Here is a 19,274-nt window from a genome sequence, read left to right as displayed (position 1 = left end):
AGGGCGGGTTTGCCTTAGTAATACTTTAATTTGCCTACAACGAAAAAAAGCAGATAGTCAAATGACTACCTGCTTTAAACCCCTGGGCATAGGGGCTGCCATCCATGGCGAGAGTCGAATACCTGTGTTAGCTTGGAGTTCGACAAAAACGACTTTAAAAGTTAAAGCGAATTCCAGCTACAAACCGGCGACCATCAGCATACACACCTGTAAGTGCTTGTTGTACGCCTTCTTCTTGATAGCTAAACGTATGCTCATCAGTTAGGTTAATGGCTTCGAATACCAGTGCTAAGTTATCATTTACATTATAAGTAAAGTTAGCATCTACTTGACCGTAATCATCTACATAGCCATGGCCTTGGCCTGAGTTATAACCAGTACGGAAATTATATGAAATACGCGTGCTAAAGGTCTCTGTTTCATAGTAAGTGCTTAAGTTAACTGTGTGCTCAGAGTTGCCAGGAATAATAGTATCGTTACCGTCAGCGTCTTTTGCTTCGCCATCTACAAACGTATAGTTTGCATTTACACCAAAGCCATCATAGATCTCTTGTTGATAACCAAGCTCTAAACCTTGAATTCGTCCAGAACGACCATTAGTAGGGCGGTTTACTAATATTTCTACGCCTTCGTGTGTTTCTAGGCTGGGTGTAACATCTAAAAATGATTGAATATCTTTGTAAAATACGACCGCAGAGAACAAGCCTGCTTCGCTGAAGTACCACTCAATACCCGTATCAAATTGTGTAGCACGGTACGGGTCGATTTCAGGATTACCACCGCTGCCTGTTTTAGTTTCAAGGTTATAAGATGTAGATGGTGTCATTGCAGCGTAATCAGGACGAGACATAACACGCGCGGCACTAAATCTAAGTAGTAAATCTTCATCTAAGTCAACGGCTAAATTGATGCTCGGTAATATATCAAAATAGTCACGATCATCATGAGTCCATACTTCAGAACCGCTGGTACCAACATACGCTGCTGTAGATTGTTGAGTTTGCACTAAACGTACGCCTAAGTTACCGCGCATACCATCAACATCAATATCTGCTTTTATATAACCAGCGGTGATTTTTTCTTCAACTTCAAAGGTACTTGCTTTTAGTACGCGGTAATTCCAGTCTAGTGCATCACCTTCTGCACGAACTTTATTTGAATCAGTGATTGCATAGTTACGTAATGTGCCGTCAGAACCTAGCCCTGATAGGTAATCTGATGGCATTGAAAGTGAGTAATCAGCCAAATTCCAGTTTAAATCTGTACGGTTGTCGGTAGTGTGTTTTGTATTAAAGCGAGAATGATCACGGTATTTCAAACCAAACTTCACATTATTAAAGACAGCGATGTCAATTGGGCGCGAAAAATCAACTTGTAAGTACGTTTCATCATCTTTAGCATTGTTGCTGTCGTAGCGTAAAAAACCTAAATCCCATTGTTTACCGTCTGCAGGATCTGCACCATATGTGGTACGTACATCTTCCACAGCAGAAGTATCAAAGCTGTGTACGTAGTTACCTTCCCAGCCCACACTTCGGTCAGCTTCTGAACCACCACTGCCTTCGGTATAACCAACATGTACACTGGTTAGCCACAATTCACCTTGGTAATCAGCCTTTAAATCATATGATTTAGTTTTAATCTCAGAGTTACGTACTTTGGTTTCGTCAAGAATGTTGTTTCCTGTTGGTGACAATGCGAGCTCACCACCGACTAACATTTGACCCACTTTGTCGTGATTAATAAGGTCTACGCTATTGTAATGTGGATCTGCAGGGCGAGTTAAAACATCATTTTGGTCGTACTCAGCTACACGTTGACCATAACCTGGGATCCATAAGAAGTTTTGATTTTCGTTATTTGCTTCAAGCGTTGAATCTAATGCATTAAAAGTTAAGTCTAATTGTTCAGTTGGGCGATATTGTATGGCTAAGTTAATACCGGTACGGACACGCTCTTGTAAGAACATGGCTGAACCGCCGCCGCCTGGGCTGTATACATTTTTATGAACTGTGCCATCAGTTAAAGTGATGTCACGTTTTGCCCAGCTCCATGATTCAATTCCGTCACGGCGGAGATTACGCTGTTGGCGAACTAATGAAATAAGTGCACCAAATGTTTCATCGTCATTCTTAAAGTTATACATGACAGATAACTGTGGGTCGGTCTCACCCGAAATTTCACTGTGCTGCGCGAGCACCGAGCCAGCAATTTTATTGGCTTCTAAATCAAGAGGCTTACGTGTACGAACAATAACGGTACCACCAATTGAGCCTTCATCTATGTCAGCTTCTGGTGACTTATATACTTCTAAGCCAGATACAATTTCAGAAGGCAACATAGTGTAGTTAAAACCACGACTCGCTGCTGAGTTTGTCCACCAGTCGGCAGAGCCAACGGCTTGGCCATTTAATAAGGTACGGTTTTGGCTTTCAGCTGTACCACGAATACTGACTCGTTCACCTTCACCAAAATTACGGCTAATTGATACGCCTGTTATACGTTGTAGTGATTCTGCGACGTTTTGATCGGGGAACTTACCGATATCTTCAGCGGTTACAGCATCAACGATTGAATCTGAGTAACGCTTTGTATTAAGTGATTTAACGACACTGCCGCGAATACCGCGTACTTGTATTACTTCAACTTCATCGGTACTTTTTGCTTCGGCACTGTGTGCTACCATAGGTAGGCTTAATGCTGATGTAATAAGCGATGCGCTCACTGCTAGATGCAGTTTATTCATTTTTACTTTTAACATCCTCGATTCCCCTTGAATCAAAACTTCATTTTGTTGTATCAAATTGTCGGTTTGCAATTCGTACTTATGTATTCATTTTTAATAGCCGAATGATCTTGCAAAACCCTGCTTACAAACAAATACAGATCACTAAAAAATTAGTTAATAGTTACTCTTGTATAGAAAGTAACGAGAGCCTGCTTTGTTTGTGACTCTATTAAACGCCTTTTTAAAATCAGAGTCTTGAATTTAAGTGAATAGTTATGAAAGTAACTAAATTGAAAATAAAATGATGTGAAATTTAAATTTAATCCATAAAAATCAATTGTTTTATATTTATTTTTTATGTGAATTAATTTAATAAATTAAGTTTACTTATTGATTTTTATTGTTGATTCTCTTTTGATTCACAACTAGTTGATTAAAAATTAATAGGGTAGATGTCATGAATGAAACTAAAAAGATAAAATATCTCGAAGAGGGTTGTTGCTAATTATGGTTTGTATTTACGATTTTATATCATACATCGAGTGACGTTGTGATTAGTTGAAATTAAGGTTTTAATCTCTTTGGGTTCAATTCTCTGCCGCTTGCACGTGACCGTAGGTTAATTAAGATACTCCTCTTCGCAAAGCGAATTTGAGCCTAAGCGAAAAGCCTTGGCGTAGTTCATTAGAAAGGAGGAATGCGAAGCCATACGCCACTTTTAAAATATCTTATGTCAATAAATAAATTGATAACCTTCGACACTTGCTCTGCATTGAACTACCACTTGGCCCCATACAAGGCGTATATCAGTAATTATTGTCACAGTAAGTTATATAATTTTGCGAGAATGGTTACGTATTTAATAAAATTGGGATTATTTTCGACTCGAATAAGTTAAGTTTTAAATGGTTTTTTTAATCTATTTAATGAACAGGAACTAACTGATATAGATTTAGGGGTAGCTCCCAAGTCACTATAAATGCTCAATATACTTGTTTGAGGTGAACTCGCATTTAAATGACTTGGGTGTGTGCTTTATAAACTCTTTTTCGGTGGTAATGCTACGTTAGCAAAGATTAAGCCAGCTACGAGTGACATAAAGATTAGAAATGTTTGCTGCCCGATATGTTCAGCATAAACAAAATCTTGCCCTTCAATAAGTGAATTTAGCCCGATATAGGTTTTACTCCCCGGTACTAGTACTATTAGGCCCTGCATAGCAACGATAGACGCAGGTGCATTAGCGATACGATTAAATAAGTTACTAAAAACACCGACAGAAAATGCCCCTACGAATGTCCCTAAGGTGTAATCCAAATACATCGCAGAGCCAATACTTGTGCCATAAGCAATAAAACCTGACGCAATCGACCATGAAGCATGTTTGAGTTTAGTTCTAAAAATAACGATTAAGCTACTACATAAAAGTAGAATTGCTAGCCATGCAGTCCATTTTGGTAAAGGCTCTGGCGGTACAAAATCAACCTGACCGAAAATAGCAAATCCTATCGCAATACCAATAAAGGCACCAAAATAAAGCTTAAACAACAACATAAATGAGTCCATGACGCGCGCTGTACCTGACACTAAATGTCTTGCTGCGAGTTCTGCAAGCCCTAATGCCAATGCAAGCCCGGGTATAAACACAATGATGGCTGACAGCACGACTAGCCGTATATTAATGCCCACATCTAAGTAAACGCTTATCGCACATGCCAAAATAGCAGAGACGATGGCAACGAGTGGTTCAAGCATGTGCGCTACTCTTTTGGAGCGGCTTGACCACATTACAAATAAATAAACAACTAATGTTAAAGTCGCAGACCAGAATACGTCATTCCAGCTAGTGCCCATTAGCATTGCAAAAGCTCCACCAGAGGTAGCAAAAGCAATACCGGTTGTTACTTTATTATAAGGGTTGGGCATAACAAAAATGGCATCAAGCTGAAGGTCAACTTCTTGCAGAGTTAGTTCGCCGTTTAGCATCTGATTCACAAGGTCGTCGGTGTCGGCGAGTGAACCTAAATCATGATCGCCAGGGTCAACACGTGCAACGTGAGTGTATTCGTCTTCGTGGCCGTCAGTCCAGATAACAAAAGTAACGGATGTGGGGGACATAACAAACGATGATTTAAGATCAAGGTATGTTGCCACTTCCATTAAATGGGCTTCGAGTCGATAAGCTGGAGTGCCATATTTATGGAGCATTTTGCCAAGCTTAACGATAAATTTTCGTTTTTCAGTAAACGTTGCGGTTTTCAAATGATGTTTGAACCAAAGGTTAAATTGTTCAGTTAAAAAATATAGACAATGTAGCTTAAATTGCCTATGTAATTGGCGGCGATTTTAAACACTAATCCCCGCCTGTCTAGTTTTTTCTTAACTTAGTTTACTTGTTCTTTGCTTCAATCCATTGTGCCATGTACTGAGTACTGCGCATCGTGTGGTGTTTAAGCATTTGGCCCGTAAAATTGCTTTCACGGTGAGCTTTGAGCTGTTGAGTGATGCTTTGAATTTTTTCAACCAATTGACTTGCCAGCGGATGTTTATCGTAATGTGTTTCTAATAAAGCCGCACCCGCGTTTTGTGCTTGTGCAAACAAAACGCTATCTTGATAAAGAGCAACAGCTGCGTCAGCAAAATGTTGTGGATCGTTTTCAACAGACCCATTCCATGGCAGATCATTATGCATGCCTTCACTGCCGATAGACGTTGTAACGCTTGGTGTTTGCATTATCATCGCCTCTAGTAACTTACCTTTAATACCAGCACCGAAACGAAGAGGTGATAAGCATACGCGTGCACTTTGCATAACCTCGTATGCATCATCTGCCCAGCCTTTAATTAAGAATCCTGTTTTGGGATTGTTCAGGGCTGTGGCTTTTGGTGGCGGATATGAGCCATATATATGCAGTTGCGCGTGTGGTAGCTGTTTTCTGATCAGTGGCCATATTTGTTGCAGGTATAAAACTGCGTCCCAATTTGGGGCATGGCGAAAATTACCTATGGTCATAAAGTGTTCACGTTCATCGAACGATTTAGTTTTCTCTGGCAGTGCAGCTAAATCGACCATAAAAGGCAAATGATGTAATAGCGAGCTATCTACTTTGAACACATCACCAAGAAGTTGCATTTCATAACTGGAAATAATTAAACTTAAATCGCACCGTAAAATAGCAGCAATTTCCCGTTTTGCGATATCAGAATGTAAATCGCTGTGATCAAACGCTCTATTTCCTTTATGTGCTTCATGGCGGGCATTACGTAAACACTGTAAATCTTCTGTATCGAGTACTTTTAATGCTGTAGGGCAGTATTTATCTACGCGCCAACCAAATTGCTCTTCCATCATAAAACGGTCAAACATGACAATGTCAGGGGCGTAATGTGCAACATATTCATCAAAACTAGCGCAATTGAGAGCGATAGTTGTACTACTAATACCAAAATCACTAAGGTTTACCATGTGCTCAGTTTTTTGTGCAGGGCTGGCAAATTCAACGTCCCAACCTTGGGCTGTAAATGTGTTTAACAACGACATCATATGCGTGCCTGCCGCTGATGAATTGGGCTCTGGCCACACATAGCCAATTACTAATACTTTTTTCATTGACTTGAATCTCTTACTTTTAGGTGTACGTCGATTAATGTTCTTACCGCAGGCGTGCCGTGGCTAAGTAATTCTTGCAACACGTGGCAGGCTCGCTTGCCTATCTCATTTGCATTGATGGTCACGCTACTCAAAGAAGGTGACATTAAACATGAATCAGCTAAGTCATCAAAGCCGACAACTTTTATATCTTTGCCTGGGATTAAGCCTTGCTCGCGGATCGCTTCAATAACACCATAAGCAATGACATCGTTAAAACAAATGATTGCTTTTGTATCAGGGTATTGAGCATACAGCGAGTTAAATGCATCGCGTCCGCCTTGGCGATTAGTTACTGCATTTAGGCATGGCTTATCATCGCTGATTTTGAAATATTGTAAGGCGCTTTTAAAACCAGCTAAACGTTCATGATAATCTGAGATATCGTCGGTTCCACCTATAAACGCAATGTCTTCAATACCTTGTTGCAGAATATGGGTGGTGGCTAGGTGGCTGCCTTTTTTGTTATCGGGTAAAATCGTTGGGGCTGCACAAAAGGGAACTTCTCGCATGATGTGAATGACAGGAAAGCCACTGTTAATAAGTTCATCAACCCACTGTTGTGTAGTTCCTGGTGCCGGGCACATTATAAAAGCGGCGACGTTGTACTCTTTAAGTGTTTTAACAACTTGTGTTTGACGATCAACACTTTCTGCGGTGTTTACCAACATAGGCAGCATACCAAGCGCATGAATATGGTTTTCAAGCCCAACAGCTAGCTGAGCAGAGTAGGGGTTGGTTAAGTCATTGATGACTAGCGCCACTAAGTTAGAACGGCGACTGCGCAGTGCAGCAGCATCGCGATTATATACATAACCTAACTTATCAATTGCTTGCAATACCTTTTCTTTACTTTTATCACTGACTTTGTCACTTTGAGTGAGTACTAAGGAGACCGTTGACTTGGAAACTTGTGCCTCTTTGGCAACGTCAAAAATGGTTATATTGTCGGTTTTATTTTTCATTTAGATTACGAGACAGTGATTATATGGACCAATTAGGGAGTTTAACGCAATTTAGCCTAGTAATGAACGCAAAAACTTTATGGATTTTACGAAACATGTTTAGATACACACCTAATAAAAAATACCAAGGATAAAAAATGAAAGGCATAACGCTTTTATTTGCTCTCGGGCTCAGTGTTTGTTTTAGCAGTGCAAGCTATAGCACACAAGGTTATCAAACCCCTTCAAGTGATTTAGCTGCACTAGTAGATGCAAAGTTAGCGCCTAGTAGTTATTTATCATCGGATGGGCAATGGCTTGCATTATTTGACCGTAAACGTGTTGAAACATTGGACGACTTAGCAAAAGAAGAGGTGAAGTTAGCAGGTATAAAACTAAACCCAGCTAACTTTTCACGCTCTCGTCCTCGCTCAAAGTTTAGTAGCTTACAATTAAAACACATTGAAACAGGTGCTGTAGTTGAAGTTAATAATTTACCACAAGGTGTGATCCGTTCACCTAAATGGTCAAGTGATGGCGAATATCTTGCGTTTATTGTTGAGCAACCTACCGAGGCTCATTTGTGGGTTTACAACACGCAAACCAAACAAGCGCGTGAGCTTGCGGGAGTTGCATTAAATTCAGTATTAACAGCAACACCATACCAATGGCTGCCGGATAGTACTGCAATTGTTGCTAATGCAGCTGTTAATATCGGTAAGTCGCGTTTGGTTAGTGATGCAGACAGTGTGGTGCCAGTTATCCAACAAAGTAGTGGCCAAAAAGCACCTGCTCGTACTTATCAAAATTTATTGACGAGCCCGTTTGATGAACAACAGTTTAAATTTTATGGGCAAGGTCAACTTACCTATATTCCACTCAGTGGTGTGGCGACAGCAATAGGGAAAGCGGGTTTATTTAAATCATTTTCAATTTCACCAGACTCAACGAACATTTTAGTTGCGAGCATTGATGAACCTTTTTCCTATCAAGTACCTTACAGTCGCTTTGCGACAACATGGCAAATACTGGGGATGCGAGGTTTTGCGTTAGCTGAACTTGCTAAGCAGGCTCTGGCTGACAATATTCCTCAGGGTTATGATAGTGTACGAACGGGTCGCCGAAGCTTTCAATGGCGTGCTGATCAAGGATCTGAAGTTATATGGGCACAAGCGCAAGATGGTGGCGATATGAAGACAGATGTGCCTCATCATGATCACATTTATAGTTTACGTTCGCCGTTTAAACGTGAGCCTAAATTATTTGCTAAAGTTGAACGTCGATTTGCGGGTATTGAATGGGCCAACGATAATGTTGCGTTGCTTAGTGAATGGCGTTTTAGCGATCGCCAATTACGTACTTATGTCATCCAACCTCGTAACGCAGATAAAAACCGTATTTTGTTCTCTGAGCGAAGCTACAATGATGCTTATAAAGATCCCGGTAATGCAATTTATGAGCGTAATGATTTAGGCGAAAACGTAATCAAAGTCGTCGGCGGACGTTATATATTCTTACGCGGAAATGGCGCATCAGAACAAGGTAATGTACCATTTTTAGATCAATATGATATAAAAACAAATAGCAGCAAGCGCTTGTGGCAATCTGCTGCACCATATTATGAGCGTGTGCGTGCGATGCTTGATGACGAAGGTGAAAAACTAATCACCATCAGAGAATCAAAAAAAGAGCAGCCAAACTTTTTTATTCGTGATTTAGGCAAGGACACCTTAACTCAGCTTACGACCTTTGAGCACCCTTACCCTGCATTTAAAGGTGTAACCAAGGAGCTAGTACGTTACAAACGTGATGATGGAGTGGAGTTATCAGGTACATTATACTTACCGCCAGGTTATGATAAAACACAAGGTACTTTACCTGTACTAATGTGGGCTTACCCACTGGAATATAAAGATAAAGCGGTGGCATCGCAAGTACGTGAATCTGAGTATGAATTTACATATATAGGCTATTGGGGCCCAATGCCTTACCTTGCTAAAGGGATTGCTGTTTTTGATGACCCTAAAATGCCTATCGTAGGTGTTGAGGGCAAAGAGCCAAACGACTTATTTAGAAAGCAATTAGTGGCAAGTGCAAAAGCTGCCGTTGATGTCCTGGTTGAAAAAGGCATTGCGGATAAAGATAAAATTGCGATAGCAGGGCATTCCTACGGTGCCTTCATGGTTGCAAACTTATTAGCTCACAGTGACTTATTTAAAACCGGTATAGCTCGAAGTGGCGCTTATAACCGCACACTAACGCCGTTTGGTTTTCAAGGTGAGGAACGCGATTTTTGGCAGGCTCAAGACGTTTACGCAAACATGTCACCGTTTTTTCATGCTGAGAAAATTAACGAACCAATGCTAATGATCCATGGGCAAGAAGACCCTAATTCAGGCACTTTCCCAATGCAAAGCGAGCGTATGTATGCCGCACTAAAAGGGTTAGGCAAAGATGCCCGTTTAGTGATGTTGCCATACGAAGCGCATGGATACCGTGCTCGTAAGAGTTTGCTGCATGTACTTTGGGAGCAAGAGCAGTGGCTTGATAAATATTTACTGAGTGATGATAAAACCACAGACGCAGTAATTTCAGCTGAGTAATTGAATTCAAGTAATAAAAACGCGGTTTGATACCGTGTTTTTATTACTCTCACTAAACAAGAAGATCCCGCCTTTAATCTCACGGCACTTTCCCAATGCAAAGCGAGCGTATGTATGCCGCACTAAAAGGGTTAGGCAAAGATGCCCGTTTAGTGATGTTGCCATACGAAGCGCATGGATACCGTGCTCGTAAGAGTTTGCTGCATGTACTTTGGGAGCAAGAGCAGTGGCTTGATAGATATTTACTGAGTGATGATAAAACCACAGACGCAGTAATTTCAGCTGAGTAATTGAGTTAAGTTTCACTCTAAATTGATAAAAACGCGGTTTGATACCGTGTTTTTATTACTCTCACTCAACAAGAAGATCCCGCCTTTAATCTCACGGCACTTTCCCAATGCAAAGCGAGCGTATGTATGCCGCACTAAAAGGGTTAGGTAAAGATGCCCGTTTAGTGATGTTGCCTTATGAAGCGCATGGATACCGTGCTCGTAAGAGTTTGCTGCATGTACTTTGGGAGCAAGAGCAGTGGCTTGATAAATATTTACTGAGTGATGATAAAACCACAGACGCAGTAATTTCAGCTGAGTAATTGAATTCAAGTAATAAAAACGCGGTTTGATACCGTGTTTTTATTACTCTCACTAAACAAGAAGATCCCGCCTTTAATCTCACGGCACTTTCCCAATGCAAAGCGAGCGTATGTATGCCGCACTAAAAGGGTTAGGCAAAGATGCCCGTTTAGTGATGTTGCCATACGAAGCGCATGGATACCGTGCTCGTAAGAGTTTGCTGCATGTACTTTGGGAGCAAGAGCAGTGGCTTGATAGATATTTACTGAGTGACGAAGCACCTGTAAAAGCGATGCCTGTCGTAACCGAGTAAAAATGAAAGCTCTTTATATATTTAATGTTGATTGTTTTAGCTAGCCGATCGATTTTTTAAAGGCTTTATAATCGGCTCTAACAAGTGTTAGAGTCTGTTTTTTATAAAACTAAATATCAGCATGGGGTTTTGCAAAGTTCATTAGCACAGCAAATACTTGTATAGTCTTATTGCTTAATTGTTCAATTAAATGAATAAGGGAAAGATGTACTACTGACCTTCATGTTCAAGGTTGTGACGTATATTTATTGGTAGACATAATGAAAAAGTAGTGCCAACTCCTATTTCACTTTCGCATTCAATAGTGCCCTGTAAAACCTGATGTATCAAATTAAACGCGATACTTAAACCTAAACCTGTTCCCCCCTGTGATCGGTTTGTTGTATAAAACGGATCAAAAATTTTATCTATTGCATCAGCTGCAATACCCACTCCAGAATCTGCAATGTCAATTAAGCATTGCGTTTGTGTGAACTCAATTTTGAAATGAATTACCTTGTTGCTCACATCATTAAATGCATGTGTTAAGCTGTTGTTTATTATGCAAAACAAAACCTGACTTAAAGCGTTAGGGCAACTAATCAGTTTTCCTTTATTTACAATATTTATATCTACTTGAACTTTTTTTGCTGCAATTGTGCTTGCATGACTTTTGATTATGTCGTAAATAAACTCTTCTATGTTTATTGGTTCAGCTATTTCAAAGGAGTTCTCTACGGCAATTTGTTTAAATCTTTGTACTAACTCTGCGGCACGTTCTGCGTTTGTTTTTATTAGTATTAAACTTTGATCCGCGCGCTCAAAATATTGGTTAAAAATACTGCGAGATAAAGTATTCGCCGAAAAGTGCTTTTGCAATTGATGCGTATAATCTTGTAATATACTAGAAGCAGTAATGGTTATTCCAATAGGGGTGTTTACTTCATGCGCAATCCCTGCAACTAATTGTCCTAATTGAGCCATTTTTTCATGCATTATTAGCTGTTCTTGGGTATGTTTTAATTCTTCAATATTATTTTGTAATGTTTGGTGCATTTCCAATAAATGCTGATGAGACTGTGCATTGGACAATGCGATTGTTACATATGACGCTAAGCTTTCTAGTAATGTTAAATCATGTGCATGGTAACTATTGGGCTTAACACTTTGAATACTAATTACACCCAGCATTTTTCCGTTATGTTGCATCGGAACATACATCATTGATAATGCTTTTATTTCTTTGCTACCACTGTGTAGTTGATGATTAGCATTATCTTGTTCAGGGTAATAGTGGTGAAACTGAGTGTCGTAGTCATTTATTAATACAGATTGATTGTGTTCAACGGCATAGACAGCAAGTTGTCCTGGTTCCTCCATTGAACGTTCATAAGCAACGTAACGAACCCCACGCTCAACTGCATAGTTAAATTCTAAACAATTTTTATCATTATTGATAATACCAATTCCAAAACGATCGGCTTGAAAAATTTCATTGATTTGTGCGTATATATCATTGAGTAATTCATCCAAGAGTAATTGGAGTGTGAATTGTTGTCCGATTTGATTAATTACTTGTATTTCGCGTGTACGTTGACTGACAAGCTCTTCAAGCTTTATTGCCTTAGCCTTGACTATACCAATTCTCCAGCGAAAAATGAGCCCCAAAATTATGAGTGAAATACCCACAATTAATAAACGAAACCACAGTGTTTGTATTAACGTCGGTTGTACAGTAAAAGAGAGTACTGAAGGGGAGATCTGTGCTGTATTATTTTTATAATATGCCCGTGTTGTTAGGGTGTAGTCTTGTGGGGAAAGCTTACTTAATTGTACGTAAGGAGCATCGGCATCAATAAGTCGCCATTGAGGCTGATCTGGTAATAATTGGTATTCGTAAACAAGTGACTTGTGAAGTAATTCATTGACCGCTATCTGTATATTAAAACTTGCCTCCTCAGGTTTTAAGATGAGGTTATTTAAGCGAGATAAAGGGGCTGATTCGCCATTGACCTTTAGACGTACTGTATTCAATTTACTCGGAGTAATAGAAAAAGGAAACTTATTTGGGTCGACTATAAGCACGCCCTTTGTACCGCCAAATACCATTAACCCACTGCGCAATTTAGTATACGATCCTAACCAAGCAACCCCAATGTCTACACCGTAGCCATTATTTAGAAGGCGAAACTGCTTTGTCGATAAATCAATGATACTAGTGGCACTCCAAATTCGTTGATGTTTATCAATCAGCATATTAGCACCAGGTGATTGCTTACCGATTGGAAATTCGCCTTTCATCTGATTAAATATTGGTTGTATTTGCTCCAAATCAGTCACTTTGTCAAAACCAGTGCTGGTGGTGAGCCACATATTATTTGCTTGATCAACTACCATCCCTAATACGTAATTATGACTAAGTCCTTGTGATAAGTTATCTGTTTGGAAGTGATCAAGCACAGTTTGATCCGCTCTTTTACGATAAAGGCCATTATGGCTACCGATCCAAAGCGAATTAGCGTTATCTTGAATCATGGACGTAACGGTATCATTCATCTTTTTGCCGTCTAATTTTTTTATCAGAGATTCACAATGACGACTACCTCGTTTTATAATGCATACACCTTTAGCTGTCCCAACGGCTAGAGATTGATCATTGAGCACCAACAGTCGCAAAATAGCGCCTTTCTCTAACCCTGTGAGTTCTAATTGTGAGAAATGACCTTCTTTCAAATGTATTTTTACCAGCCCTGACGATGTTGTTCCCGCCCATAAAGTCCCATCCTTCTGCTCAGCAAGGGATACGACGTTGCTGATTTTTTTACCTGAGAGATCAGAGTTAATTGTTTTTAACCGGCCATTTTTAGGTTCAATAACATCAACACCATTGCCCGTAGTACCGACAAGTATTGTGCCATTTTCTAATTCAAAAATTGTGCGGACATTAGCATAGCTTAAGCCTTTATCATGGAGTAAAGTATAGCGAAGCATTGCAAAATTATTCACGGTATTACTATTCAATATTTGTAGGCCAGCCCCCCAAGTGCCTATTAAAATTGTTCCATTTTTGCTTAAAAATAAAGTGCCAATTTCATCATAAACTAAACTTGTTGCAACTGAAGGATCATGTTTGTAGGTATTTAACCATTGCTTTGTTTCTAGGTTAAATACCCAAATTCCTTCACCGTAAGTTGCAACCCACACTTGGTTGTTATCTAAGGCAATAATAGAGCGTACATAAGCATTACTATTAACGTGTGAATTGTCACTACTCGCTGAAACAGGATCGCTTACACCATCCCAAAACCATAAACCACTTCGACTACCAAGCCAATATGTCCCCGTCGGGTCTTGGTATACTGAACGTATGTCTAAGTTTTTTAACTGAGAAATACTTGAAAAATGAGTATCATTTATACCCTTTACAAACACACCTTTAGTTGAGCATGCCCAAATAGCGCCATCGTTAGTTTCAAAAAAGTGATATGTGATCTCCCCTTGTGTGGGCAAAATATAATGAGTACTTTGTTTTGAATTAAGATCGAGCTTTTCTACACCTAACTCATGGCCTACCCACAATTGGTTATTGCTGTCTATTTTAAGCGTGCGTAAGGTATTGCTCATCAATGCCATGTTTTGGCTTTGAGTACTGATGTGAATGAATTCATTGCTAATAGGATCAAAGCGGGTTAAACCAGAAGTACGGGTTGCTAACCATATGCCCCCGTCTTGATCTTGAGCTATAGCTACTATGTAATCAGCTGCGGGGGAATTTTTATTACCGGGTTGATGTTCAAAACGCGTAAAGCTGACGCCGTCAAAACTCACTAATCCATTTTGGGTGCCAAACCAGAAAATGCCGTTATTAGCCTCAATCCCACTTGTTATCGCGCCATTAACAATCTTTGCGTTGTCATCAATTGTTGTAAATAAAGGTTGTGCGTATTTAAAGTCGGTAAGTTTTGTACCATGTATTGATGGTGCAGCTGTTACAGAGTTATTGAATAAAGTCGCGAGTAAAAAGAAAGAAAAAAATATGCACCACACAAATGAATAAAATTGATTATGTTTTAAAAAGATCACTCGGAGCACTTTTTTAAATAAGCTATAGCTATATTATTGAACACCCTGCAATAAATGCAAGTAAACAATTTGAGGTTTATGATCATAATAATAAAAATAGCTCACTTTATTTTTATGAATAAATTTTTAAGTAGGTGACGAACAGTAGACTAATGGCCACCTTTTAAAGCGGTGTGTTACTTGCGCCATAGTACGTTACGAACAATAAATGTGCCATAACGTACAGGTTTTACTTAGAAGTTAAGGGCCTATTTGGCTTTGATGTACTTTTCGCTTAGACAGCAAATAATACGCCACAGGGACAAAATAAAACGATAGCATTGTTGTCAACACCGTTCCACCTGCAATGGCTACGGCAAATGGTGGCCAAAAGCCTCCGCCAGCAAGTATTAACGGTAAAAAACCACCAACGGTGGTGATAGTGGTAGAGCTGATATGGCGTGAGCAGGTCATTACTGCGGCAACGATTTTGCTTTTGTCAGTAAGTGCTTGAAGCGAGTTGAGCTCTGACAAAATGACAATAGCAGCGTTAATAGCCAATCCCATTAAACCTAATAAACCGATGATTACAGTAAAACCAAACGGGTAGCCGGCAATAAATACACTAAGCAAACCAAGCATAGCTGCTTGCAAGGCGTTGATTAAAATCAATGCGGTGGTCGTAAATGAGTTAAATGACATAACCAGCACGGTGATCAATAACACTACTATAATACCCACTTGCCCGAGTAATTTACCGACCGCCTCATTGCGTTTTTGTGATTCACCACCTAGCTCTAGTCTGTAGCCATGAGGTAACACAAAGCCTGATTGTGCAATTGTTGCGGTTACATCATTCAATACCGTTTGCGGTAATACGCCGGTTGCTAAATAGGCTTCGATAATGTTAACTCGCTCACCATCGCGACGAGCTATAGATCCGCGAGATGGGCTTAATGTTGCACTGGCAAATGATTCAACCAATAGCGGCTGTGTAGTGTTTAATTGAGTGGCGTTGGCTGCTGTATTTAATTGCGTACTAAATAAGGCGCTAATATCGTCTCTGCGGTTATCCGCGACTCTAACGCGGACAGGGACGGTTTCTGTGTTATCAATAATACTACCTACGACCACTCCATTAAACTGGCTTTGCAATTGTGTTGCCATACCGCTGAGGCTCAGTCCTGCATGAGTAAGAGCGGCTTCATCAGTATTTAGCCACAGTTTTGGTGAGCCAGATAAGAGTGTTGGCCGGGTATGAGTTATATCGTTATGGGCGATTAATTGGGTTCGTAACTGTTGCCCGAGATCGGCCAAAGTATCGAGATTAGGTCCGTAAATTCGCATTTCAATTGGCGCATTAAATGGTGGGCCCTGTTCGAGTTTTCTTACCAGTGTTTGCGCATGTGGAAACTCACTGTCTAGCTGATGTTGTAACGCGGTGATCAATTCATTAGCACGCCTAAAATCGGTGACTTTGACCATCGCTTGCGCGTAATTATTTGCGCCGCGGTTACGCTGCATCATGTTGTAATAAAAGCTTGGGAAATTTGTGCCTATCATCCAATCAAGTTTTTCTATTCCTTGGGACTTGCGAATGTGGGCGTCCATTTCTTTGATTGCTTGACGGGTGGATTCAATACTTACTTGCGGGGCAAAGTGCACTTCAATTTGAAACATATCGCGGTCTGAAGGCGGGAAAAATTGCTCGGTGAGTTGCCCTGCACCGAAAAAGCCAGCAACGGGAAATATAAACACTAGCAGCAATGTGAGTTTTGGTTTTGCTAGGCTATATTTTAATGTAGCTGCAAAGCGTTTACTGAGCTTTGGTGTGCGTATACCTTGATAAAATATGCCTGTTCGTTGCTCGTTATTTATAAATTGCCCAGCAAATACTACAACCAATGAGTGGGAAATTATGTACGAACCAATCAACGCAAAAATCACGCTTAGGGCGATGCCGCCAATAAACTCTCCTGAAGCACCGGGCATCAAAGCAATAGGTGCAAACGCTAAAATCGTGGTGAGGGTTGAGCCAAGTAACGGTAGCCAAAAATGCGCCACGGCTTTTTCAACTGCAGCAATAGCATTGAGTCCTTGCTGACGATAGCGCTGTACTGCATCAGTGATCACAATGGCGTTATCAACCATAATTCCCAGCGCAACAACTAAACCGGTGACTGACATTTGGTGGATGGGTAAACCATATAAGTGCATGCTTACCAGGGTGAATAATACCGTGAGCGGTAATGCAGTACCTACAATTAACGCGGCTTTGAAGCCTAAGGTAATAAATAATACAGCTAATATAAGTATAAAACCTACGGCAATATTACCGAGTAAATCACCTAAGCGTTCTTGGGTATAACCACGTTGATCAAAAATGTTTTGTAGTTCAATTTGATTGGGCAGTTCTAGCTCAAATTGTTGTACAACGACATCGATTTTATCTGAAAATTTATCAATACGTAATTTAGGTAACATACGAATGGCGATATATAGGCCTGGTTTACCATCAATTAATGCAATTTCACTGACTGGGGTTTTAATTGTGCGTGATATGTCTGCGATATCAGAGAGTTGATATTGGCTAGCAGTGTGATTACTACTGACGGGAATTGCACCAATACGTGCAACAGAATCAAAAGCACCTGTAACCTCTATTTGCATTTGTGACTTATCATTGGTTAATGTGCCCGCAGCCACTTTTGCATCAGCGCCCTTTATTGCTGCATGAATATGAGCTTGCGAAATACCAGCAAGGCTGGCTTTTTGTTGATCGACAGTAACACGAATTTCTTCTTCGGCTTGGCCAAATATATGTACAAGCTCAACGCCGGAGACGTTACGCAATTGGTTTTGTAACTCTTTAGCGTAGCGATTAAGTGTTGCCATTGTAATAGAGTCGTCGCGTGCATTAACAGATACAATTCGGGTGTAAGCGTATCCGCGCTCGTCATCAAGTAGCGGCTGTGCAGCGTTTTCGGGAAGTTGACTGCGAACATCACCGAGTAAATCACGCATCCGTGACCAAACCGGTGGTGCATGGGTTATCTCATCTTTTAATTCGACGGTAATGACCGACAATCCTGGGCGAGAAATAGACGATACATGTTTTACTTCGGCTTGTGATTTAAGTCGTTGTTCGATTTTTTCACTGACTTGCACTTCCATACGCTCGGCACTGGCACCGGGTAATGCTGTGGTAACAATAGCTAAACGATTCGATATACGCGGATCCTCAGTACGCGGTAGGCCATTAATTGCGGCTAAACCACTAACAATAAGCAACGCAACCAGTAACGCCTGAAAGCGGCCATGGTTAAATAAATACTGGATCATCACAACACCTTAGTCGGTTTATTTTCAACAATATTAACTAAAATATTGGCTGATAACTTATGCATGCCATTGGCTACAATTTGATCGCCATCTTGCAGTGGCGCACCAATAAATGCGTAACCATCATGAGCATAGTAAAGTTGAACTATGATAGGTTTTAAAATGTTGTCTGTAATTTGGTAAACTTGCCAAGTACCACGAATACCATCTGCAAGGGCATCTAGTGGCACCCAAAAACCGGTTTGTTGTTGATATTGATGCAGTGCTAATTTTGCTAACTGACCGGAGTAAACCACTGCGTGGTTAGGTAATGAAAAGCGTATGGTTAAGGTTTGCGTTCGTGAGTCGATACTCGCACCTTTACTGAGTGATTGTGCTGCAAAGGTTTGCCCAGCTATTTCAATATCCATGCTATTTTTAATGGTACTTTTTAATGTGAGTGGAATACCTATGCTTACTTGCGCGTGTTGGTTTTCGATTAAACGAACAATGGGTGTAGCTGCTGCGACAATCTCGCCTTGTGATGCAAAGCGTTGGCCTAAAATACCATTAAAGGGAGCTGTTAAATGCGCTTTTTGAGTGCGAATACTTACTTCATTTAAACTTGCTTCTATTCCTGTGAGTTCGGCATTAAGTACTGCGATATTCGTTTTAACTTGATCAAGGGCGGAGGTGGCCGAGTAATTTTTTTTATCAAGCTCTATTAAACGGTTTTTTTCCAGTTTAGCTAATGTAAGCTGTGCTTGAGTTCGTTGTTTTTGGGCGTGTAGTTTTTGTTTTTCAATGGCTAAAAGCTGTGTATCTTGACGTGCAATGACCTCACCTTGTTTAATTGTGTGCCCTTGGTCAAAATATATTTGTTCAATCTTACCCGAAAATTCAAAGCTCAATTTGGCGTCATGTTGTTTAATAACTTGACCGCTGAGCTTGCGCGTTTGATTATAGCCAGCTTGTTTTTTTACCGTGTAAGCTGCCACATGGACAAGGTTTTGAGCGTTATTTAAAAAGGGGGCAAGTAAAATTATTGCTCCAAACAGGTGTTTTTTCATCGGTATATCCATATTGTAGTCACGCTAAATGAG

General features: G+C 40.3%; 8 protein-coding genes and 3 pseudogenes. 4 read left to right on the top strand and 7 right to left on the bottom strand.

Annotated features, from left to right (window positions below; translation table 11 throughout):
* Window positions 1-154: 154 nt before the first annotated feature.
* The 4 genes from ACJJVX_RS01785 to ACJJVX_RS01770 all read right to left on the bottom strand — a co-directional run bounded on the left by ACJJVX_RS01785 (window position 155) and on the right by ACJJVX_RS01770 (window position 7,342).
* Window positions 155-2,761, bottom strand: a complete 2,607-nt coding sequence (locus tag ACJJVX_RS01785) for a TonB-dependent receptor (RefSeq protein ID WP_405629774.1) — start codon at window positions 2,759-2,761, stop codon at window positions 155-157.
* A gap of 1,002 nt (window positions 2,762-3,763) precedes the next feature.
* Complete coding sequence (locus ACJJVX_RS01780) at window positions 3,764-4,990, bottom strand: threonine/serine exporter ThrE family protein (protein ID WP_082379074.1); 1,227 nt, start codon at window positions 4,988-4,990, stop codon at window positions 3,764-3,766.
* 127 nt (window positions 4,991-5,117) lie between these two features.
* Window positions 5,118-6,338, bottom strand: coding sequence for a glycosyltransferase (locus ACJJVX_RS01775; protein ID WP_342884421.1), 1,221 nt, complete (start codon window positions 6,336-6,338; stop codon window positions 5,118-5,120).
* Window positions 6,335-7,342, bottom strand: coding sequence for a LacI family DNA-binding transcriptional regulator (locus ACJJVX_RS01770; RefSeq protein ID WP_054206709.1), 1,008 nt, complete (start codon window positions 7,340-7,342; stop codon window positions 6,335-6,337). The genes ACJJVX_RS01775 and ACJJVX_RS01770 overlap by 4 nt, the downstream gene beginning before the upstream one ends.
* Before the next feature lie 137 nt (window positions 7,343-7,479).
* Between ACJJVX_RS01770 and ACJJVX_RS01765 the strand changes: the two genes are divergently transcribed.
* From ACJJVX_RS01765 to ACJJVX_RS01750, 4 genes and pseudogenes are all read left to right on the top strand, one after another.
* Complete coding sequence (locus ACJJVX_RS01765) at window positions 7,480-9,924, top strand: S9 family peptidase (protein WP_405629770.1); 2,445 nt, start codon at window positions 7,480-7,482, stop codon at window positions 9,922-9,924.
* Window positions 9,925-10,007: 83 nt separating this feature from the next.
* Window positions 10,008-10,214, top strand: a pseudogene (locus ACJJVX_RS01760) (alpha/beta hydrolase family protein); the annotation flags it as partial.
* Window positions 10,215-10,309: 95 nt separating this feature from the next.
* Window positions 10,310-10,516 (top strand): annotated as a pseudogene (locus ACJJVX_RS01755) (alpha/beta hydrolase family protein); the annotation flags it as partial.
* An 83-nt stretch (window positions 10,517-10,599) separates the two neighbouring features.
* Window positions 10,600-10,809, top strand: a pseudogene (locus ACJJVX_RS01750) (alpha/beta hydrolase family protein); the annotation flags it as partial.
* Between the two features lie 210 nt (window positions 10,810-11,019).
* On the opposite strand, the gene ACJJVX_RS01745 reads toward ACJJVX_RS01750, so the two are convergent.
* The 3 genes from ACJJVX_RS01745 to ACJJVX_RS01735 all read right to left on the bottom strand — a co-directional run bounded on the left by ACJJVX_RS01745 (window position 11,020) and on the right by ACJJVX_RS01735 (window position 19,241).
* Window positions 11,020-14,871, bottom strand: a complete 3,852-nt coding sequence (locus ACJJVX_RS01745) for a two-component regulator propeller domain-containing protein (protein WP_405629769.1) — start codon at window positions 14,869-14,871, stop codon at window positions 11,020-11,022.
* A 240-nt stretch (window positions 14,872-15,111) separates the two neighbouring features.
* Window positions 15,112-18,192: an efflux RND transporter permease subunit gene (locus ACJJVX_RS01740; RefSeq protein WP_405629766.1), complete on the bottom strand. Its 3,081-nt coding sequence runs from the start codon at window positions 18,190-18,192 to the stop codon at window positions 15,112-15,114.
* Window positions 18,192-19,241: an efflux RND transporter periplasmic adaptor subunit gene (locus tag ACJJVX_RS01735; RefSeq protein ID WP_405629764.1), complete on the bottom strand. Its 1,050-nt coding sequence runs from the start codon at window positions 19,239-19,241 to the stop codon at window positions 18,192-18,194. The genes ACJJVX_RS01740 and ACJJVX_RS01735 overlap by 1 nt, the downstream gene beginning before the upstream one ends.
* Window positions 19,242-19,274 lie beyond the last annotated feature (33 nt).

Source organism: Pseudoalteromonas sp. Ld20, assembly GCF_045064175.1.
In the GTDB taxonomy this organism is placed as follows: Bacteria; Pseudomonadota; Gammaproteobacteria; order Enterobacterales; family Alteromonadaceae; genus Pseudoalteromonas; species Pseudoalteromonas neustonica.
Note: the sequence above shows the minus strand (reverse complement) of the source record. Positions and strands in the feature narration are given on the sequence as shown.